This window comes from Pseudomonas sp. 05N36, from assembly GCF_056397385.1.
Map to the genome: position 1 here is coordinate 99346 of NZ_JBFTNH010000015.1, position 19179 is coordinate 118524.

Here is a 19179-nt window from a genome sequence, read left to right on the forward strand (position 1 = left end):
GCCGGTGTCACATGTCGTAGGTAAAGGACTCGATGTAACCGCTGCCAGTCGAAGGTTTTCCCGCGCCTTGGGTGGTTAACGGCACGGCAATATCGGAGCGGACTTCACGTTGGTTCTCGGTAGCACTGTCGACGCGGATCTGATAGCCGGCATCAATCAGCGTGTCTGCCAGTTCAACGCTCACTTTCAGGGTGCGCCCGCTACCGACGCTGGCGCCGCTGACCCCGTCAAACTCGCTGGGGTTCAAGCCGCTGCCGCGGGCCCAGTCGGACAAATGCCTGTAGTACTTGGCCTTTTTGCCAGCCACCCACAGGGTTTTCTGGTATTTACCGTTGGCGTCGGTCACATAAAACGCCAGATATGCGTCATTGCCGTCGTAATTCTTCAGCCGGGTGGTCAGGGTGACTTCCCGCGCCTGGGCCAGACCCGGCAGCGCAATGGCGGTGGTGAGACAAATCGCAGCAGTCAGCTTTTTCATGGTGGATTTCCCGTTCAAGCGTTGTGGCTGAATCCTGCGCCTGTAAGCTGACAGCAACCTGAAGGGTGATTCAGGCCTTTGTCAGGTTCGTCAGCCAAGGTGTTGTACGACGAACCATCACAGGAGGGTGGAATGCGGGTTTTATTGGTTGAGGACGCTGTGGGGCTCGGCGAGGCAGTACGTGAGCAACTCGCGGATGACGGCCACGCGGTGGATTGGGTGCAGCGCCTCGATCACGCTCAGACCAGCGTGCGAACGACGCGTTACGATCTGATCTTGCTTGACCTGATGCTGCCGGACGGGCGAGGGCTGGATTTTTTGCGCCAGCAACGCGGGGCAGGGGACGTCACACCGGTGATTATTCTCACGGCTCGGGACCAGATATCCGATCGCATCGAGGGCCTGAATGCGGGGGCTGACGACTATCTGGTCAAACCCTTCGATCTTTTCGAGTTGTCCGCCCGAGTCGCGGCGGTGGCGCGGCGTTACAGTGGTAATCCCAATCCGCAGATCAAAGTGGGCGGGTTGCAGATCGACATGACCGCTCGCACGGTGCAGCGCGCCGGCATGACGGTGGACCTCACCGCGCGCGAGTGGGCATTGTTCGAAGCCTTTATCCAGCGCCCCGGCGCGTTGTTATCGAAATCCCAGCTGGAAGATCGCCTGTATGCATTCGGCGCCGAAATTGAAAGCAACACCATCGAGGTCTATATCAGCCGTCTGCGCAAGAAACTGGGCCGCGAGATGATCGAGACGGTCCGTGGGATGGGCTACCGGTTGATGCCGGAATGAAGCCCGCCTCAAGTCTGCAAAAACGCCTGGGGCTGGGGCTGACGCTGGGCATGACCCTGCTTTGGCTGGGGGCGACCGTCGGCGCCTGGATCGTGGTGCAACACGAATTGAACGAGGCCTTCGACAGTGCACTGGAGGAGACGGCACAGCGAATCCTGCCCTTGGCCGTGCTCGAAATCGGCAGCCGTGATGAGCCTCGCCAGGCTCGGCATATTGCGCCGCTCAAAGTGCGCAAGGAATACCTGACGTACCTGGTCCGCGATGCCAGGGGCGAGATCCTGATGCAATCTCATGATGCCGACCCTGACATATTCAATCCGCTGCCGGTGGAGGGCTTCACGACCACTTCCAGGTACCGTTTGTACGGGACCAGCGCTCCGCGCGAAGGCGTTTTCATCGAGATGGCCGAACCCTTGGCCCATCGACGCGAAGCCGCTCAGGAGGCCTTGCTCGCGTTGCTCCTGCCGTTGCTGGCACTGATTCCGATCAGTTTGTTGGGCACCTGGTTGTTCGTGCACGTCAGCCTGCGCAGCGTTCGGGCGTACCGCCGAGCCATCGAGACGCGCGGGGTCGGTGACTTGTCCCCGATCAAGGTGGATCGATTGCCTGCGGAGATCGACCCGTTGGCCGAGGCGGTCAACCATCTGATGGAACGACTGCGCAAGGCATTGGAGACGGAACGCAGCTTTACCGCCAACAGCGCCCATGAGCTGCGTACCCCGTTGGCGGCGACGTTGGCACACATTCAGCGCTTACGCCGCGAGGCGCCTGAGGGCCCGCTTCAAGTACGCGCCGCGAAGATCGAGGCCTCTCTCCAGGCGCTGACGCGACTCTCGGAAAAGCTGATGCAACTGGCCAAGGCTGAAGGCGGCGGGCTTCTGTCCGAGGTGCCACAAGACCTCATACCGTTACTGGCGCATGTGGTCGATGAGTGCAATCACGCAGCCGGCCAGCGGGTTCATCTGGTTCTGCCCGCCGTACACAGCGTTCTGTCGGCAATTGATCCTGACGCTTTTGCCATTCTCGTGCGCAACCTGATCGAGAACGCGATGAAGCACGGCGCGCCGGATCAACCCATTGAGGTGAGCCTTTCCAGTCAGGCACTCCTGAGGGTGGTCAATGCCGGTCCGGTGGTGCCTGAGCCGATATTGAAACGCCTGACCGAGCGCTTCGTGCGCGGTGAAAGCGGCGCTGAGGGTTCGGGGCTTGGCCTGGCCATCGCGCTGACGATTGCCCAGGGCGTCAATGCGAGGATGACGCTCGTGTCGCCCGCGACGGGTAAACAGGATGGCTTTGAAGTCATCGTGCAGTTTGTTCAGGGGCGCTAGGAGGAGTGGATACGGTTGCCGGTCGTGCGGGATCAAAGACACGCCGCACGTCGCTGCAAGCAGGGCTATAATCGCGCCCACGTTTTACTCCTTTCACAACACCCTCCACCCTACGAGACTGCCATGACTATTTCTCTGTACGCTGCTTCCGTTCCAGTCTTCAAGCAAATGCTCAACGCGTTGAGCGATGTTCTGAACAAGGCCGAAGCTCACGCCACCGCCAAAAACATCGACCCGAACGCCTTCCTGCAAGCACGTCTGTACCCGGACATGTTCCCGCTGGTGCGTCAGGTGCAGATCGCCGTCGATTTCGCCAAAGGCGTTTCTGCCCGCCTGGCCGAAGTCGAACTGCCGAAGTACGACGACACCGAAGTGACCTTCGCCGAGCTGCAAGCACTGCTCGCCAAGGTGCTGTCCTTTATCGACGGCATCAAGCCTGAGCAAATCAACGGCAAGGAAGGTATCGAGATCGTTACCCGCCCAGGCACTCCGAAAGAAAAACGCTTCAGTGGCCAGGCTTACCTGCTGACCTACGGCCTGCCGCAGTTCTTCTTCCACGTCACCACCGCCTACGCGATCCTGCGTCACAACGGTGTTGAAGTCGGCAAGCGCGATTACATGGGCGCGTTCTAAACCCGCCAGCAACAAAAAACCCGCCAAGGTGTGAACCTTGGCGGGTTTTTTATGAGGGCGGTTTGTTACGCGGCCTGGACGGTTTTCTCTTCCTGGGCCAGACACGCCGCCGCGGTGAACAGCACGTCGGTGGAGGAGTTCAGCGCGGTTTCTGCCGAGTCCTGCAACACACCGATGATGAAGCCGACCGCCACCACTTGCATGGCGATCTCGCTCGGAATGCCAAACAGGCTGCACGCCAGCGGAATCAACAGCAGCGAACCGCCGGCCACACCCGAAGCGCCGCAGGCACAGATCGCCGCGACGACGCTGAGCAGCACGGCCGTCGGGATGTCCACGGCAATCCCCAGCGTGTGCACTGCCGCCAGGGTCAGCACCGTGATGGTGATCGCCGCGCCGGCCATGTTGATGGTCGCGCCCAGCGGGATCGAAACCGCGTAGGTGTCTTCATGCAGGCCCAAACGCTTGCTCAGTTCCAGGTTGACCGGAATGTTCGCCGCCGAACTGCGGGTGAAGAACGCGGTGATTCCGCTTTCCCGCAGGCAGGTCAGCACCAGCGGGTAAGGGTTGCGGCGCAGCTTCCAGAACACGATGACCGGGTTCATCACCAGCGCCACGAACAGCATGCAACCCAACAGTACGGCCAGCAGATGCATGTAGCCGATCAGCGCGCCGAAGCCCGAGGTGGCCAGCGTGGAGGCGACCAGGCCGAAGATCCCCAGCGGAGCAAAACGAATCACCAGGCGCACGATCAGCGTGACGCCGTTGGACAGGTCGCCGAGCACGGTACGGGTGGTTTCGCCGGCATGGCGGATCGCGATGCCCATGCCGATTGCCCACGCCAGAATGCCGATGAAATTGGCGTTCATCAGCGCACTGATCGGGTTGTCGACCACGCTCAGCAACAGGCTTTGCAAGACTTCGGAGATTCCGCCGGGCGCGCTGATCGCCACGTCGTGGGTGGACAGCACCAGGCTCGAAGGGAACAGGCTGCTGGCCACCACTGCCACTACGGCTGCGGCAAAGGTGCCCAGCAGATACAGGAACAGAATCGGCTTGATGTGGGTTTCCTGACCGTGTTTGTGGTTGGCGATCGAGGCCATCACCAGCACGAACACCAGAATCGGTGCGACGGCTTTCAGTGCCGAGACAAACACTTTTCCGATGAACGCGGTGGATTTCGCCACCTCGGGCGCAAACAGCGCCAAGGCAATGCCGACGATCAGGCCAATGACGATTTGCGTGACCAGGCTGGTGTGTTTGAGTCTTTGCAAAAGAGTAGGCGGAGCAGCAGTCATAGCGGTATCTCTGATTTTTTTAAGGTGCCGTGAATCGAGAAACCCGGTCAGCAACAAACGGGCAGGCTGACCGGGCAAGCGCACATTGCGTCATCTGCAGTGGCGGATGAGCAAGGGTGAATTTTTTGCGGGCGCGGACTTTATCACAGCGTAGTCGCGATCCTTCAGACCTGTGACGATCTGCCACCCAAGTGTTTAAGCGGATATGTCAGGTGTGCGCCAGCGCTGTCGGACACACTCTGTTAAGCTTCGCCATCCACTTTTTCATCTCCCCTCAGTGAGCCCTTGGGCTGTCGCTGGCGTTGTCGTTTTCTGGAGTTACCCCATGCTGTTGCCCATCCTGTTGTTGTCAGCCGCCGGTTTCACCGTGCTGACCACAGAATTCATCATTGTCGGTCTGTTACCGTCGATTGCTCGCGACCTCGACGTCAGCGTTTCCCAGGCGGGACTGCTGGTGACCTTGTTCGCGTTTACCGTGGCCGCCTTCGGCCCCTTCCTGACTGCGTACTTCGCGCGTTTTGAGCGTCGACGTCTGTTTATCAGCGTGCTGATCATGTTCGGGCTGGCGAACACCCTGGCGGCCATGGCGCCGAACATTGGCGTAATGGCCATCGCGCGGCTGATACCGGCGCTGGGTTTGCCGGTGTTCTGGGCGCTGGCCAGTGAAACGGCAGTGGACATCGTCGGGCCGGACTACGCGGGGCGGGCGATTGCCAAGATCGGATTCGGGATCGTTTGCGCGACCGTGTTCGGGATCCCCGTCGGCACGTTGATTTCCGATGCGTTCGGCTGGCGCACGGCGTTCGGCATTCTCGCGGTCATTGCCTTGGCCAAGGCGCTGCTGCTGTTTATCTATTTGCCGAAAACCAACCTGCACAACCAGCAGGTGAGCTTGCGTTCACAGTTCAAGATTCTGCGCAGCCCACTGATGCAAGGGCATGTGCTGTTATCGATTCTGGTCTTCAGCGGGATGTTTACCGCTTACACCTACCTGGCCGACATCCTTGAGCGGTTGGCCGGTTTCAACGGCACTGTGGTCGGCTGGTGTCTGATGGGCTTTGGTGCGGTCGGGCTGATCGGCAACTCGCTGGGCGGGCGCATGGTCGATCGCCATCCGTTGATCGCGTCGATGGTGTTCTGTGGCTTCATGATCRGCGGCATGGTGGCGCTGGTGCCAAGCATTCATTCGACGCTGGGACTGGCGGCAGCGATGGGTATCTGGGGCGTGACCCAGGCCGCGTTGTTCCTGGTCAGTCACGTGCGCTTGATGAAAGCCGCACCGCAGGCGCCAGCCTTTGCTGCGTCGCTGAACATCGCCGGGGCCAATCTGGGGATTGGCTTGGGGGCGATGGTCGGTGGGCACGTGATCGACACCTTGGGCCTGGGCAGCCTGGGGTTTGCGGCGGCCGGTTTTATCCTGGTGTCGATTGTATTGGCGTTGTTGCTGATGAAGGTCAAAGCCCCGGCCGTCTGCGCCTGAGGCTTCAAGGCGCGGTAAACAGTTCGCGGCGGGCACCTTCGGTAATCGCGACAATGCCGGGGTGCTTGACCTTGCGCTCGACCGAAATCGCGTAGAACGACTCGGTCACCGCATCGGTCTGCCCGATCAACTCGACACCGCATTGGCGTCTCACCTCGTCGGCAATCACGCACGGGCCGATGAAAATCCCGCTGCCGGATTGGCCGAAGGCCTGCATCAAGGCGCTGTCATCAAATTCACCAACAATGCGTGGCTGAATCTGTTGTTCGGCGAACCAGCGCTGCAAGCGGCTGCGCACCACGGTTTCCTGTCCTGGAATCAACAGGGGCGCGCCGTGCAGGCCGCGCGGGAAGTCTTTGCCATAGCGTTGTGCAAGCGCCTTGGTGGCGAAAAAACTGATGCCGCATTCGCCGAGTTTCTGGCTGTAACCCTTGATGTCCAGGTGCGATGGCATCGGGCTGTCGGAGATCACCAGGTCCAGCCGCTGAATGGCCAGATCGGCCAGCAAGCGCTCCAGTTTGTCCTCGCGACAGGTGATGCGTAGCGGCTCAGTCAACTCCATGGTCGGTGCGATCAGGCGATAGACGATGGATTTGGGCACCACGTCGGCGACACCCACCCGGAACAGAATCTGCTGTTCATTGGGCTGCGCCCGGAGCATGGCCTCCAGCTCGCTACCCAGCTGAAACATCTGCTCGGCGTAAGGCAGTGTCTGACGTCCGGCCTCGGTCAGTTCCAGTTGCCGACCGACCCGCTGAAACAGCTCTATCCCATAGGTTTGCTCGAGCAGACTGATCTGCCCGCTGATGGTCTGTGGGGTCAGGTTCAGTTGCTCGCAGGCGCGCACGATGCTGCCGGTTTTGGCCACGACCCAGAAGTAATGCAATTGCCGGTAATTGAGCATGTGCGTTGCCGATTCGTAAAAACCGAAGTATAGCCGCTAAAAATACGAATTTTCCTGAAGTGTTTGCCTCCTTAGAATGCCTCGCTATCGACGGGCCACTCCCTTGGCCAAGTCCGCTCTATCGAGGAAAGCATGATGAAACTCAACTCCCTGGCCGCCGCTTCGTTGCTGGCCCTTTCTGCACTGCTGCTGACAGGCTGTGACCAGGCCGAGAAAAGTGCCCGGCAATTGATGGGCAAAGCCGCCGAAACCGCCAGGCAGGCGATCGACGATACGCATAAGGCGGCGGAACAAGCGCTGAGCGACGCTACTTCGAACATCGCCGGTAACAAGGAAAAACCCGCTGACGACAGCGAGAAAAAACCTGGCACATCGCAGGAAATCTAACCCGTTCAACACCGAGTCAGGACTGACCCATGGACTATCTTTTACAACTTGCAGCAAGCCCTACAGCCTGGGTCGCCCTGGCTACGTTGATCGTGATGGAAATCGTGCTCGGCATCGACAACCTGATCTTCATCTCGATCCTGACCAACAAGCTGCCCGTACAGCACCGTGCCAAGGCCCGTCGTATCGGTATCAGCATGGCCTTGGTCCTGCGTCTGGGCTTGTTGAGTACCATCGCGTTCATCGTGCAGCTGACTGAGCCGGTGATTGAACTGTTCAACCACGCGTTCTCGTGGAAAGACATGATCCTGATCGCCGGTGGCCTGTTCCTGTTGTGGAAGGCGACCACTGAAATCCATCACAGCATGGACCCGCCAGCCGAGGATTCGAAGTCGCAAACGTCCGGCGTGACACTGGGTTTTGCCGCGGCAATCGGTCAGATCCTGATGCTCGACCTGGTGTTTTCCATCGACAGCATCATTACCGCTGTCGGCATGACCGAGCATTTGCCGATCATGATCATCGCGGTGCTGGTGTCGGTGATGGTGATGTTGCTGGCGGCCGAGCCTCTGGCCAAATTCATCAATGACAACCAGACCGTGGTGATGCTGGCCCTGGGCTTCCTGATCATGATCGGCATGACCCTGATCGCCGAAGGCTTCGGCGCCCACGTACCGAAAGGCTACATCTATGCGGCCATGGCATTCTCGGCAACGATTGAAGGTCTGAACATGCTGTCGCGCCGGGCACGGGAGAAGCGGGTCGCTGCTGAGGCGTAAGCGGTAAGGTAAACACCAACGGTCATCTGCACTCGACAACATGCAGGTGGCCGTTTTGATTTGTGGGGGATATGAAGCGAATCGATCAGTGCGCTGTGACGTGGTGCCGGGCAGGTTTCTCGGCTTTGGCAGGTGCCGAAGGTGGAATATAGGCATGATGGTGCCCGCGGGTAATGCGCAGCACGCCCCACAGCGTGGCAGCGGCAACGGCCAGCCAGCCACCGATCAGCATCAGGATTATCATCGTCAGGCTCATTCAGTGCCTCCTCTTTGCCCTGCTTCGGGCACACACTCTGTACAAAGGTCAGTCTAGTCGCTGATGTGTTGCAGGCAATTGACCGAGTGTGATGAGTCTCCAACCCCTTCGCTCTATCAACTGCATGTGACTGCCGTTAAAGGCTATAGCGCTGCTATGATCACGGGCGAAGCCGGGAGACCGATTGCCCGGCACCTGAACAAGTGAGTGATGATGTTGCCGGTACTTCCCCGATTCCGCTGCGCCTTGCTGGCCGCGGCCTGTGTCTTGAGCCTGGCCGGTTGTGCCGGGAGCGTGCAACCTGAAATCCAGCGTCTGCCTGAGCGCGTCGAGCTCAGTGGCATGCCGTTTTACCGTGGCGAAGCCTATCAAAGCGGGCCGCAATCGCTGGCCAGCATGCTTTCCCAGCAAGGCATCGTGATTACCCCGGGGCTGCTCGACAAGCCGCTGCATTTGCCGGGCGCCGAGGCGCAGTTGCAGCAGAACATGCAGAACCTGGCGCGTGAATACGGGATGGTCGTGTATCCGCTGGACAGCAATCTGCCGGCGCTGTTGACCCAGGTCGCAGCGGGTTACCCGGTGCTGCTGCGCTTCAGTGAAGGTTCGGCGTTCTGGAAAGAGCCGAGGTACGCGATTCTCGCCGGCTACAACCGTCACAAGCAGACGGTGCTGCTGCGTTCCGGAATGGACCGCCGGTTGCTGATGAGCTTCAAGTCGTTCGAGTCCGCGTTCGAAAATGCTGGCGGGTGGGCGGTGTTGATTCAGGGGCCGACCCAGATTCCGGCCAAGGTTGACTCGCAGCGCTGGCTCAAGGCCGCTGACGATCTGGCTCGGGCTGGACAGGAGCAGGCAGCAACCAAGGCGACCAAAGCACTGGCTGCCCATTAATCGAACCGAATAAAAACGGCGCCTTGAGGCGCCGTTATCGATAAAGGCCCCGATTCGCGTCGCGGGCCTTTTTTCGTGCGCTTATTTGTCGGTCTGCGCCATGCCGCTACCTTGGCGATGTTGCAGGTTTTTCTCGGCTTTGTATTGCAGGGCAACACTCGGCACGGAGGTGCTCCTGCCGGTTTCAACCCACTGACGAATCCGTCCGGCGTCCGCAAAGTGGGTGTACTTGCCGAAGGCATCGAGAATCACCAGCGAAACCGGGCGATTACCCATGCTCGTCACCAATACCAGGCAGTGGCCGGCCTGATTGGTAAAGCCGGTCTTGGTCAGCTTGATGTCCCAGTCGGCCTTGTTGATCAGGTGGTCGGTGTTGTGAAAACCCAAGGAGTAGCTGGGTCTGCGGAACGTCACGGTTTTTTCCTTGGTCGTGCTCAGTTCACTCAGCATCGGGTATTTGCGTGCAGCCTGGAGCAGTTTGCTCAGGTCGCGGGCCGTGGAAACGTTGTGCTCTGACAGGCCGGTCGGTTCGACGTAATGGGTGCTGGTCATACCCAGCGCCCTGGCTTTGGCGTTCATTGCCGCAATAAACGCTGCGTAACCGCCTGGGTAGTGGTGGGCCAGGCTCGCGGCAGCGCGATTTTCCGAGGACATGAGGGCAATCTGCAGCATTTCCCTGCGCGACAGTTCGCTATTGAGTTTGACTCTGGAGAACACACCTTTCATTTCCGGGGTTTGGCTGATCGTAACGGAAATGTATTCGTCCATGTTCTGCTTGGCGTCCAGCACGATCAGCCCGGTCATCAATTTGGTCACCGAGGCGATCGGCACGATCACGTCCGGGTTGCTGGCATAGATGACTTTGTCGGTTTGCAGATCGATCACCATCGCACTGCCGGAGGCGATGCGCAGTTGTGAGGTGTCTCGAGGTGCCGCGGTGGTGTCACGTGCGTAGACGTTCGATGTGACAAGAGGGCCTGTAAGTACAAAAAATAGGCTCAGGATGGATAGACGGATTTTCACGCGGGCGGACTCGGTAAGGGTGGATATGCCGTTCTGCAACGGGCTTTCTAGATTAAACGTAACATTTTATGAGTATGAGACAGGAAAGCGCTACACGCCTGCTGTAGCGGTGCCTCAGATGAAAAATATTTTAGGGTGTATCGGTTCTGTAACGGTCTGATTCAGTGGCTTCGCCGAGGCTCGGGAGGCGCGTAATGTGATTGCTTTGGCATACGATGACAGGGCTGCTGACATCAAACGAAGAACCCCGCCAATTGGCGGGGTCCTGGTTTGCGCTGCAGAACAAGCCTGACTCAGCCGTGCAGGGTTTCTGCGGCGTACAGCGTGTTTTCCAGCAGGCAGGCGCGAGTCATCGGGCCGACACCGCCGGGGACTGGAGTAATCCAGCCGGCGCGGGGCAGGGCGGTTTCATAAACCACATCGCCCACCAGTTTGCCGTCTTCCTGGCGGTTGATGCCGACGTCGATGACGATGGCGCCTTCCTTGATCCACTCACCTTTGACCAGGCCTGGTTTGCCGGCGGCGACTACGACCAGGTCGGCGCGACCGACGTGGCCGGCCAGGTCCTTGGTGAAACGGTGGGTCACGGTTACGGTGCAACCGGCCAGGAGCAATTCCATCGCCATCGGACGACCGACGATATTGGAGGCACCAACAACCACTGCATCCATCCCGTAGAGATCGGCACCGGTGCTTTCCAGCAAGGTCATGATGCCTTTAGGGGTGCACGGGCGCAGCAGAGGGATGCGTTGTGCCAGGCGGCCGACGTTATAAGGATGGAAACCATCCACGTCTTTGTCCGGACGAATGCGTTCCAGCAGTTTGGACGCGTCCAGGTGCTCAGGCAGAGGCAGTTGCAGTAACACGCCGTCAATGTTCGGATCGTCATTAAGGCGGTCGATCAGTTCGGTGAGGGCCTGCTGGGTGGTGTCGGAGGGCAGGTCATAGGCTTGGGAGAGGAAGCCGACCTCTTCACAGTCTTTACGCTTGTGCGAGACATAAACCTGAGAGGCGGGATCGCTGCCGACCAGGATCACCGCGAGGCCTGGCGTGCGCAGACCTTGCTGGCGACGCTCGGCGACACGTTTGGCGATCTGCTGGCGCAGGCTGGCGGCGATCGATTTGCCGTCGATTAGTTGTGCAGTCATTGCGCGTGATTAACCATCGAGAGGGGGAAGAAAAGAGAACGCATTCTCGCATGTCAGAACGTGAGGGCAAAGGCGCTTGGTCCGCAAATTCCCCTAAGCCCTTTAATTAAATGAATTTTTTTCAAAAAGGATTTGACGGTCTCCGGGGGTGCCTATACTATTCGTCGCACTTGTCGGGCACAGCCTAGCACTGGTTAAGAAGGTCAGGCGGAATTACGGTTCTGCAAGGCTGAAAAGCACTTAGTTTGTAGTCCTTCAAGGGTGCAGCTAATAAGGCGCCCGTAGCTCAGCTGGATAGAGCATCCGCCTTCTAAGCGGATGGTCGCAGGTTCGAGTCCTGCCGGGTGCGCCATTAGGCAGCTTTGGCACAAGTAACGCGATATGGTGGGCGTAGCTCAGTTGGTAGAGCACGGGATTGTGACTCCCGTTGTCGTGGGTTCGATCCCCATCGTCCACCCCATATTTCGAAAGGCGCCAGATTTAACCGTCTGGCGCCTTTGCTTTAACAGTATCAAGCCGCGGATGTGGTGGAATTGGTAGACACACTGGATTTAGGTTCCAGCGCCGCGAGGCGTAAGAGTTCGAGTCTCTTCATCCGCACCAATTAAAGCTTCAGTCAGGCCATTGGCMGGGTTGGAGTTCAGCAAAGAAGTTGTTTGGCTTCTTTGTTACGCAATATGGTGGGCGTAGCTCAGTTGGTAGAGCACGGGATTGTGACTCCCGTTGTCGTGGGTTCGATCCCCATCGTCCACCCCATATTTCAAAAAGGCGCCAGATTTAACAGTCTGGCGCCTTTTTTGTTTCAGCGTTTGTATGTTCGGTGACTGCGGGTTTCGGGTCGCCAGGGCTGGGCGTTTCGTCGTGTTCATGTTGCTCGATGATGCCGCATTGCCTACCGGGCTTGCTTGCAAGATCGGCTGCCGGGGAGATAATTGGCGCTCCTTCTGTATATAGAAGGGTTGGCGCAGAGCTCTGGCGTGATTGGCTGTATTTGCCTCCGGGGCGAGGTGCATTCGTGCATTCGCACCTATAAATTGCCTGCTGCGTTTTTACCCGTTTTCAGTAGGGTGACTTCTTGAGTTTGACCCACTAGAATGCATGCCCTTGATTCTGTGGTCGGAAACGGCCGGCTAACGTCTGTGCAACGAGGAATATCCATGCAAGTTTCTGTTGAAAATACTTCTGCTCTTGAGCGCCGCATGAGCATCACCGTGCCAGCTGAGCGCATTGAGACTCAAGTCAACAAGCGTCTGCAACAGACTGCCCAAAAGGCCAAGATTGCAGGCTTCCGTCCTGGCAAAGTGCCAATGAGCGTGATCCGTCAGCGTTATGAAGCTGATGCGCGTCAGGAAGCTGTAGGCGATGTGATCCAGGCTTCTTTCTACGAAGCAATTGTCGAGCAAAAGCTGAACCCGGCTGGCGCTCCTTCGGTAGAGCCTAAGGTTCTGGAGAAGGGCAAGGATCTGGAATTCGTTGCAACGTTCGAAGTGTTCCCAGAGTTCACCGTTGCCGGTTTCGAATCCATCGCTGTCGAGCGCCTGAGCGCTGACGTGGCGGACGCCGATCTGGACAAAATGCTGGAAATCCTGCGCAAGCAGAACGTTCGTTTTGAAATTGCCGATCGTGCCGCTCAGAACGAAGACCAACTGAACATCGATTTCGTTGGCAAGGTTGACGGTGAAGTGTTCGCCGGCGGTTCCGCCAAAGGCACTCAGCTGGTTCTGGGTTCCGGCCGCATGATCCCTGGCTTCGAAGAAGGCCTGGTTGGCGCCAAAGCGGGCGAAGAGCGCGTTCTGAACCTGACCTTCCCTGAGAACTATCAGAACCTCGACCTGGCTAACAAGGCAGCTGAGTTCACCGTAACCGTGAACACTGTTTCCGAGCCGAAACTGCCTGAATTGACCGAAGAATTCTTCGCTCAGTTCGGTATCAAGGAGTCTGGCATCGACGGTTTCCGCGCCGAAGTTCGTAAGAACATGGAGCGCGAACTGCGTCAGGCGATCAAATCCAAGGTCAAGAACCAGGTAATGGACGGTCTGCTGGCCGCCAACCCGATCGAAGTGCCAAAGGCCCTGCTGTCCAACGAAGTTGATCGTCTGCGCGTTCAGGCGGTTCAGCAGTTCGGTGGCAACATCAAGCCTGATCAACTGCCAGCCGAGCTGTTCGAAGAGCAAGCCAAGCGCCGCGTAGTGCTGGGGCTGGTGGTAGCTGAAGTGGTCAAGCAATACGACCTCAAGCCTGACGAAACCCGCGTTCGCGAGCTGATTCAGGAAATGGCTTCGGCTTATCAGGAGCCTGAGCAAGTTGTGTCCTGGTACTACAAGAACGACCAGCAACTGAACGAAGTCCGTTCGGTTGTGCTGGAAGAGCAAGTTGTGGATACTGTTCTTCAGAAAGCTAGCGTGACCGACAAATCGGTCTCTTACGAAGAAGCGGTCAAGCCGGTAGAAGCTCCACAAGCCGACTGATTGTTTTTGCGTTAGAAGCACACACCATAAGCCAGCTTTCGAGCTGGCTTATGCGTATTCAAGACATAACTATTTGGGAGTGACTGCGAGACATGTCCCGCAATTCTTATTATCAGCAGAGCTCTGACATCCAGGCCGCAGGTGGTCTGGTCCCGATGGTTATCGAGCAGTCCGCCCGTGGCGAACGTGCCTATGACATCTACTCGCGCCTCCTCAAGGAGCGAGTGATCTTCCTGGTCGGCCCGGTAGAAGACTACATGGCCAACCTGGTTGCGGCGCAACTGCTGTTCCTTGAAGCGGAAAATCCGGACAAGGACATCCATCTTTACATCAACTCACCAGGCGGTTCGGTGACTGCGGGCATGTCGATCTACGACACCATGCAGTTCATCAAGCCTGACGTTTCCACCACCTGTATCGGTCAGGCCTGCAGCATGGGTGCTTTCCTGCTTGCCGGTGGTGCTGCGGGCAAGCGTTACTGCCTGCCGAACTCGCGCATGATGATTCACCAGCCATTGGGCGGTTTCCAGGGTCAGGCGTCGGACATCGACATCCATGCCAAGGAAATCCTCCATATCCGTTCGCGTCTGAACTCGTTGTTGGCTCATCACACCGGTCAAAGCCTCGAAACCATTGAGCGCGACACCGAGCGTGACAATTTCATGAGCGCAGAGCGTGCGGCTGAATACGGCCTGATCGACTCGGTGATCGACAAACGTAAAATGCCCGCCTAAGCAGCTCAAATGCAGGTGGTTGGTTTAACTGGCCACCAGCGGGCTTGAAAAAGCCCGCAATTGCCTTCATCTTGTGTTGCAAGCCTATCGGATTTGGATCGATCGAATGACTGACACCCGCAACGGCGAGGACAACGGCAAGCTGCTCTATTGCTCCTTCTGTGGCAAAAGCCAGCATGAAGTGCGCAAATTGATTGCCGGCCCCTCGGTCTTTATCTGCGACGAGTGCGTCGACCTGTGCAACGACATCATCCGCGAGGAGGTGCAAGAAGCTCAGGCCGAAAGCAGCGCGCATAAATTGCCTTCGCCTAAAGAAATCAGCGGCATCCTTGATCAGTACGTGATTGGTCAGGAGCGTGCGAAAAAGGTTTTGGCCGTAGCGGTGTACAACCACTACAAGCGCCTCAACCAGCGTGACAAAAAGAATGACGATGTCGAACTCGGCAAAAGCAACATCTTGCTGATCGGCCCTACAGGCTCGGGTAAAACCCTGCTTGCTGAAACACTGGCCCGTTTGCTGAATGTGCCTTTCACCATCGCTGACGCAACCACCCTCACCGAGGCGGGTTACGTGGGTGAAGACGTTGAAAACATCATTCAGAAACTGTTGCAGAAGTGCGATTACGATGTAGAAAAAGCTCAAATGGGCATTGTCTACATCGATGAAATCGACAAGATTTCGCGCAAGTCCGACAACCCGTCCATCACCCGGGACGTTTCCGGTGAGGGCGTGCAGCAGGCCCTGCTCAAGTTGATCGAAGGTACGGTCGCTTCCGTTCCGCCTCAAGGTGGTCGCAAGCATCCGCAGCAGGAATTCCTTCAGGTCGACACCCGTAACATCCTGTTCATCTGCGGCGGTGCGTTCTCCGGTCTGGAAAAGGTTATTCAAAACCGTTCCACCCGTGGCGGCATTGGTTTCAACGCAGAAGTTCGCAGCAAGGAAGAAGGCAAGAAGGTGGGCGAGTCCCTGCGTGAAGTCGAACCTGACGACCTGGTCAAGTTCGGGCTGATCCCGGAATTCGTTGGCCGTCTGCCGGTTCTTGCTACGCTGGACGAGCTCGACGAGGCTGCGTTGATGCAGATCCTCACCGAGCCGAAAAATGCTCTGACCAAACAGTATGCCAAGCTGTTCGAGATGGAAGGCGTAGACCTGGAGTTCCGGGCCGATGCACTGAAATCGGTCGCCAAGCGCGCACTGGAACGTAAAACCGGTGCTCGTGGATTGCGTTCGATCCTTGAAGGCGTGCTGCTCGACACTATGTATGAAATCCCCTCGCAGTCCGAGGTGAGTAAAGTAGTGATCGATGAAAGCGTTATAGAAGGCAAGTCCAAGCCACTGTATATCTACGAAAACAGTGAGCCGGCTGCCAAGGCAGCGCCAGACGCTTAAGCGTCGCACTGCCGGATTAAAGAAGGGGCCTTCGGGCCCCTTTGCTTTTGCCGGAACTGCCGAAAGTTTGGGCCGCGTTCGGACGATCTTTACCGCGCTCTTTTAATCAGCTTGTTTTTTTCGAAAGCAGCCCCCATCTTGGTTTCAAGCTTACTTCCATCTGTTTCCGGCCTTATGGCCGCCGTAGAGGCGAAATCATGAAGACAACCATCGAATTGCCTCTCCTGCCATTGCGTGATGTTGTGGTTTATCCGCACATGGTTATCCCGCTGTTCGTGGGGCGCGAGAAATCTATCGAAGCCCTCGAGGCAGCGATGACGGGCGACAAGCAGATCCTTCTGCTGGCCCAGAGAAACCCTGCCGACGACGATCCCGGTGAAGATGCACTTTATCGCGTCGGTACGATCGCAACGGTTCTGCAGCTGCTCAAGCTGCCTGACGGCACGGTAAAAGTGCTGGTTGAAGGCGAGCAACGCGGTGCGGTCGAGCGTTTCAGCGAAGTTGACGGCCATTGCCGTGCCGAGGTTTCGCTGATTGACGAAGTCGACGCTCCCGAGCGCGAGTCGGAAGTGTTTGTCCGCAGCTTGCTGTCTCAATTTGAACAATACGTTCAGCTGGGCAAGAAGGTTCCGGCTGAAGTCCTGTCATCGCTCAACAGCATTGATGAGCCAAGCCGCCTGGTCGATACCATGGCCGCACACATGGCGCTGAAGATCGAGCAGAAGCAGGAAATCCTCGAAATCATCGATTTGTCGGCCCGGGTCGAGCACGTTCTGGCATTGCTGGACGCCGAAATCGATCTGCTGCAAGTCGAGAAACGCATTCGTGGCCGCGTCAAGAAACAAATGGAACGCAGCCAGCGCGAGTACTACCTGAATGAGCAGATGAAGGCCATTCAGAAAGAACTGGGCGATAGCGAAGAAGGCCATAACGAAGTCGAAGAGCTGAAAAAGCGCATCGATGCCGCAGGCTTGCCAAAGGACGCGCTGATCAAGGCTCAGGCTGAGCTGAACAAGCTCAAGCAAATGTCGCCGATGTCTGCTGAAGCGACCGTTGTGCGCTCCTACCTCGACTGGCTGGTTCAGGTGCCGTGGAAGGCGCAAAGCAAGGTTCGCCTGGATCTTGCGCGCGCAGAAGACATTCTTGATGCCGACCATTATGGTCTGGAAGAAGTCAAAGAGCGGATTCTCGAGTACCTCGCCGTACAAAAACGCGTGAAGAAAATCCGCGGTCCGGTGTTGTGCCTGGTCGGTCCTCCTGGTGTGGGTAAAACTTCTCTGGCGGAGTCGATTGCTCACGCGACAAACCGCAAATTTGTACGCATGGCCCTCGGCGGCGTGCGCGATGAAGCGGAAATTCGTGGTCATCGCCGGACTTATATCGGTTCGATGCCAGGAAGATTGATACAAAAGATGACAAAGGTGGGTGTGCGCAACCCGCTGTTCCTGCTCGATGAAATCGACAAGATGGGCAGCGATATGCGTGGCGATCCGGCATCGGCTTTGCTGGAAGTGCTCGATCCCGAGCAAAACCACAATTTCAACGATCACTATCTGGAAGTCGACTACGACTTGTCCGATGTGATGTTCCTTTGCACCTCGAACTCGATGAACATTCCGCCGGCGCTGCTCGACCGGATGGRAGTGATTCGTCTGCCGGGCTACACCGAAGACGAGAAGATCAACATCGCCGTCAAATACCTCGCGCCCAAGCAGATTCAGGCCAATGGCCTGAAAAARGGCGAGCTGGAATTCGACGCCGAGGCGATTCGCGACATCATTCGTTACTACACCCGTGAAGCCGGTGTGCGTGGGCTTGAGCGCCAGATTGCCAAGGTTTGCCGCAAGGCGGTCAAAGAACATGCGATGGAAAAACGCTTCTCGGTGAAAGTCACTGGCGAGATGCTGGAGCACTTCCTTGGTGTGCGCAAATTCCGCTACGGCCTGGCCGAGCAGCAGGATCAGGTGGGGCAGGTGACTGGCCTGGCCTGGACTCAGGTGGGCGGCGAGTTGTTGACCATCGAAGCTGCGGTGGTGCCGGGTAAAGGTCAACTGATCAAGACCGGTTCGCTGGGCGATGTGATGGTCGAATCGATCACTGCTGCGTTGACGGTCGTTCGCAGCCGCGCGAAAAGCCTGGGGATCCCGCTGGACTTCCATGAGAAGCGCGACACCCACATCCACATGCCGGAAGGGGCAACGCCCAAAGACGGTCCTAGTGCGGGTGTAGGCATGTGTACGGCACTGGTATCGGCATTGACCGGGATTCCTGTGCGCGCTGATGTTGCCATGACCGGCGAAATCACCTTGCGCGGCCAGGTTCTGGCGATTGGCGGTCTTAAGGAAAAACTGCTGGCGGCACACCGCGGCGGGATCAAGACTGTGATCATTCCCGAAGAGAATGTTCGCGATTTGAAGGAAATTCCTGACAATATCAAGCAAGATCTTCAGATCAAACCGGTTAAATGGATTGACGAGGTCCTGCAAATTGCGCTGCAATACGCGCCGGAGCCCTTGCCGGATGTGGCTCCCGAGATAGTTGCAAAGGATGAGAAGCGCGAGTCTGACTCTAAGGAAAGAATTAGCACGCACTAGTACGTATTAGCCTGGGGGGCTTTCTTGACAGCTTTTTAGAGCCCTTGTTATAAAGCGGCTCTTAAGTGTCTGTAGGCCATTCAGCACTCGTTTTTGCTTTCACCAAAAAACTTAGAATCATCTCAAATAGATATAAGGGGACTTAGAGTGAACAAGTCGGAACTGATTGATGCTATCGCTGCATCCGCTGATATCCCGAAAGCTGCTGCTGGCCGCGCGCTGGACGCTGTAATCGAATCCGTCACTGGCGCTCTCAAGGCTGGCGACTCTGTTGTTCTGGTTGGTTTCGGTACTTTCTCCGTGACTGATCGTCCAGCTCGCATTGGTCGTAACCCACAGACCGGTAAGACGCTGGAAATCGCAGCAGCCAAAAAACCAGGTTTCAAAGCCGGTAAAGCACTGAAAGAAGCTGTTAACTAAGCCTCACTCGGTTTTTTGCCTATCCGGGTCGGGGTCATTCCTGACTTGGCAGCGGAGCGGTAGTTCAGTCGGTTAGAATACCGGCCTGTCACGCCGGGGGTCGCGGGTTCGAGTCCCGTCCGCTCCGCCAGTTACGAGAAGGCGCATCCTCGGATGCGCCTTTCTTCTATCCGGATTCT

At 57.5% G+C, this 19179-nt stretch carries 18 protein-coding genes and 5 tRNA genes; 17 read left to right on the forward strand and 6 right to left on the reverse strand.

Annotated features, from left to right (window positions below; genetic code table 11):
• Positions 1-7: 7 nt before the first annotated feature.
• Positions 8-478 (reverse strand): DUF2271 domain-containing protein, encoded by a 471-nt coding sequence (locus AC1DIH_RS19240; RefSeq protein ID WP_477772889.1) that lies wholly within the window; start codon positions 476-478, stop codon positions 8-10.
• Between the two features lie 132 nt (positions 479-610).
• On the opposite strand from AC1DIH_RS19240, the gene AC1DIH_RS19245 reads away from it, so the two are divergent.
• The 3 genes from AC1DIH_RS19245 (at position 611) to AC1DIH_RS19255 (ending at position 3231) form a co-directional block, all read left to right on the forward strand.
• Entirely contained in the window at positions 611-1270 is a 660-nt protein-coding gene (locus AC1DIH_RS19245; protein ID WP_477772890.1) for a response regulator transcription factor, read from the forward strand.
• Positions 1267-2598, forward strand: coding sequence for a sensor histidine kinase (locus tag AC1DIH_RS19250; protein WP_477772891.1), 1332 nt, complete (start codon positions 1267-1269; stop codon positions 2596-2598). The genes AC1DIH_RS19245 and AC1DIH_RS19250 overlap by 4 nt, the downstream gene beginning before the upstream one ends.
• Positions 2599-2721: 123 nt before the next feature.
• Positions 2722-3231 carry a DUF1993 domain-containing protein gene (locus AC1DIH_RS19255; RefSeq protein ID WP_427530480.1) on the forward strand — a complete coding sequence of 170 codons (510 nt, stop codon included), beginning with the start codon at positions 2722-2724 and terminating at the stop codon, positions 3229-3231.
• A 65-nt stretch (positions 3232-3296) separates the two neighbouring features.
• Here the strand turns inward: AC1DIH_RS19255 and sstT are convergent, their stop codons facing one another.
• On the reverse strand, positions 3297-4529 hold the full coding sequence (gene sstT, locus AC1DIH_RS19260; protein WP_477772892.1) for a serine/threonine transporter SstT: 1233 nt from the start codon (positions 4527-4529) through the stop codon (positions 3297-3299).
• Positions 4530-4854: 325 nt separating this feature from the next.
• On the opposite strand from sstT, the gene AC1DIH_RS19265 reads away from it, so the two are divergent.
• A complete protein-coding gene (locus AC1DIH_RS19265; RefSeq protein WP_477772893.1) occupies positions 4855-6009 on the forward strand; it encodes an MFS transporter in 1155 nt (384 codons plus the stop codon).
• Between the two features lie 4 nt (positions 6010-6013).
• Here the strand turns inward: AC1DIH_RS19265 and nhaR are convergent, their stop codons facing one another.
• A complete protein-coding gene (gene nhaR / locus AC1DIH_RS19270) occupies positions 6014-6913 on the reverse strand; it encodes a transcriptional activator NhaR (protein ID WP_477772894.1) in 900 nt (299 codons plus the stop codon).
• A gap of 135 nt (positions 6914-7048) precedes the next feature.
• Here nhaR and AC1DIH_RS19275 point away from each other — a divergent pair, with 135 nt between their 5' ends.
• Positions 7049-7300 (forward strand): hypothetical protein, encoded by a 252-nt coding sequence (locus tag AC1DIH_RS19275; protein WP_477772895.1) that lies wholly within the window; start codon positions 7049-7051, stop codon positions 7298-7300.
• 29 nt (positions 7301-7329) lie between these two features.
• Positions 7330-8079 carry a TerC family protein gene (locus tag AC1DIH_RS19280; protein WP_477772896.1) on the forward strand — a complete coding sequence of 250 codons (750 nt, stop codon included), beginning with the start codon at positions 7330-7332 and terminating at the stop codon, positions 8077-8079.
• Between the two features lie 85 nt (positions 8080-8164).
• Here the strand turns inward: AC1DIH_RS19280 and AC1DIH_RS19285 are convergent, their stop codons facing one another.
• On the reverse strand, positions 8165-8335 hold the full coding sequence (locus AC1DIH_RS19285; protein WP_477772897.1) for a hypothetical protein: 171 nt from the start codon (positions 8333-8335) through the stop codon (positions 8165-8167).
• A 213-nt stretch (positions 8336-8548) separates the two neighbouring features.
• On the opposite strand from AC1DIH_RS19285, the gene AC1DIH_RS19290 reads away from it, so the two are divergent.
• The gene (locus tag AC1DIH_RS19290) at positions 8549-9223 is read left to right on the forward strand and encodes a peptidase C39 family protein (protein ID WP_477772898.1); all 675 of its coding nucleotides are present in this window, start codon (positions 8549-8551) and stop codon (positions 9221-9223) included.
• A gap of 81 nt (positions 9224-9304) precedes the next feature.
• On the opposite strand, the gene pbpG is transcribed toward AC1DIH_RS19290, so the two are convergent.
• Together pbpG and folD are read right to left on the reverse strand one after the other, a co-directional pair.
• The gene (pbpG, locus tag AC1DIH_RS19295) at positions 9305-10246 is read right to left on the reverse strand and encodes a D-alanyl-D-alanine endopeptidase (protein WP_477772899.1); all 942 of its coding nucleotides are present in this window, start codon (positions 10244-10246) and stop codon (positions 9305-9307) included.
• A gap of 293 nt (positions 10247-10539) precedes the next feature.
• Positions 10540-11394 carry a bifunctional methylenetetrahydrofolate dehydrogenase/methenyltetrahydrofolate cyclohydrolase FolD gene (folD, locus tag AC1DIH_RS19300; protein ID WP_054596538.1) on the reverse strand — a complete coding sequence of 285 codons (855 nt, stop codon included), beginning with the start codon at positions 11392-11394 and terminating at the stop codon, positions 10540-10542.
• Between the two features lie 275 nt (positions 11395-11669).
• Here folD and AC1DIH_RS19305 point away from each other — a divergent pair.
• The 10 genes from AC1DIH_RS19305 (at position 11670) to AC1DIH_RS19350 (ending at position 19130) form a co-directional block, all read left to right on the forward strand.
• Positions 11670-11746: transfer RNA gene (locus AC1DIH_RS19305), tRNA-Arg, on the forward strand.
• A gap of 32 nt (positions 11747-11778) precedes the next feature.
• Positions 11779-11854, forward strand: a tRNA-His gene (locus tag AC1DIH_RS19310).
• A 58-nt stretch (positions 11855-11912) separates the two neighbouring features.
• Positions 11913-11997, forward strand: a tRNA-Leu gene (locus AC1DIH_RS19315).
• 77 nt (positions 11998-12074) lie between these two features.
• Positions 12075-12150 (forward strand) — tRNA-His (locus AC1DIH_RS19320).
• 401 nt (positions 12151-12551) lie between these two features.
• Positions 12552-13862, forward strand: coding sequence for a trigger factor (gene tig / locus AC1DIH_RS19325; protein ID WP_477772900.1), 1311 nt, complete (start codon positions 12552-12554; stop codon positions 13860-13862).
• Between the two features lie 92 nt (positions 13863-13954).
• Positions 13955-14596 (forward strand): ATP-dependent Clp endopeptidase proteolytic subunit ClpP, encoded by a 642-nt coding sequence (gene clpP, locus AC1DIH_RS19330; RefSeq protein ID WP_019692758.1) that lies wholly within the window; start codon positions 13955-13957, stop codon positions 14594-14596.
• Between the two features lie 106 nt (positions 14597-14702).
• A complete protein-coding gene (clpX, locus tag AC1DIH_RS19335; RefSeq protein WP_054596541.1) occupies positions 14703-15986 on the forward strand; it encodes an ATP-dependent Clp protease ATP-binding subunit ClpX in 1284 nt (427 codons plus the stop codon).
• A 197-nt stretch (positions 15987-16183) separates the two neighbouring features.
• Entirely contained in the window at positions 16184-18580 is a 2397-nt protein-coding gene (gene lon, locus AC1DIH_RS19340; protein ID WP_477772901.1) for an endopeptidase La, read from the forward strand.
• 147 nt (positions 18581-18727) lie between these two features.
• A complete protein-coding gene (locus AC1DIH_RS19345; protein WP_002552737.1) occupies positions 18728-19000 on the forward strand; it encodes an HU family DNA-binding protein in 273 nt (90 codons plus the stop codon).
• Positions 19001-19053: 53 nt separating this feature from the next.
• Positions 19054-19130: transfer RNA gene (locus AC1DIH_RS19350), tRNA-Asp, on the forward strand.
• Positions 19131-19179 lie beyond the last annotated feature (49 nt).

Bases quoted from the DNA above. Each gene is read 5' to 3' on its own strand.
- clpP (WP_019692758.1), top strand. From the start codon at position 13,955: ATGTCCCGCAATTCTTATTATCAGCAGAGCTCTGACATCCAGGCCGCA.
- AC1DIH_RS19290 (WP_477772898.1), top strand. From the start codon at position 8,549: ATGTTGCCGGTACTTCCCCGATTCCGCTGCGCCTTGCTGGCCGCGGCC.
- AC1DIH_RS19280 (WP_477772896.1), top strand. From the start codon at position 7,330: ATGGACTATCTTTTACAACTTGCAGCAAGCCCTACAGCCTGGGTCGCC.
- AC1DIH_RS19275 (WP_477772895.1), top strand. From the start codon at position 7,049: ATGAAACTCAACTCCCTGGCCGCCGCTTCGTTGCTGGCCCTTTCTGCA.
- clpX (WP_054596541.1), top strand. From the start codon at position 14,703: ATGACTGACACCCGCAACGGCGAGGACAACGGCAAGCTGCTCTATTGC.
- AC1DIH_RS19245 (WP_477772890.1), top strand. From the start codon at position 611: ATGCGGGTTTTATTGGTTGAGGACGCTGTGGGGCTCGGCGAGGCAGTA.
- tig (WP_477772900.1), top strand. From the start codon at position 12,552: ATGCAAGTTTCTGTTGAAAATACTTCTGCTCTTGAGCGCCGCATGAGC.
- AC1DIH_RS19250 (WP_477772891.1), top strand. From the start codon at position 1,267: ATGAAGCCCGCCTCAAGTCTGCAAAAACGCCTGGGGCTGGGGCTGACG.
- AC1DIH_RS19240 (WP_477772889.1), bottom strand. From the start codon at position 478: ATGAAAAAGCTGACTGCTGCGATTTGTCTCACCACCGCCATTGCGCTG.
- nhaR (WP_477772894.1), bottom strand. From the start codon at position 6,913: ATGCTCAATTACCGGCAATTGCATTACTTCTGGGTCGTGGCCAAAACC.
- AC1DIH_RS19285 (WP_477772897.1), bottom strand. From the start codon at position 8,335: ATGAGCCTGACGATGATAATCCTGATGCTGATCGGTGGCTGGCTGGCC.
- folD (WP_054596538.1), bottom strand. From the start codon at position 11,394: ATGACTGCACAACTAATCGACGGCAAATCGATCGCCGCCAGCCTGCGC.
- AC1DIH_RS19255 (WP_427530480.1), top strand. From the start codon at position 2,722: ATGACTATTTCTCTGTACGCTGCTTCCGTTCCAGTCTTCAAGCAAATG.
- sstT (WP_477772892.1), bottom strand. From the start codon at position 4,529: ATGACTGCTGCTCCGCCTACTCTTTTGCAAAGACTCAAACACACCAGC.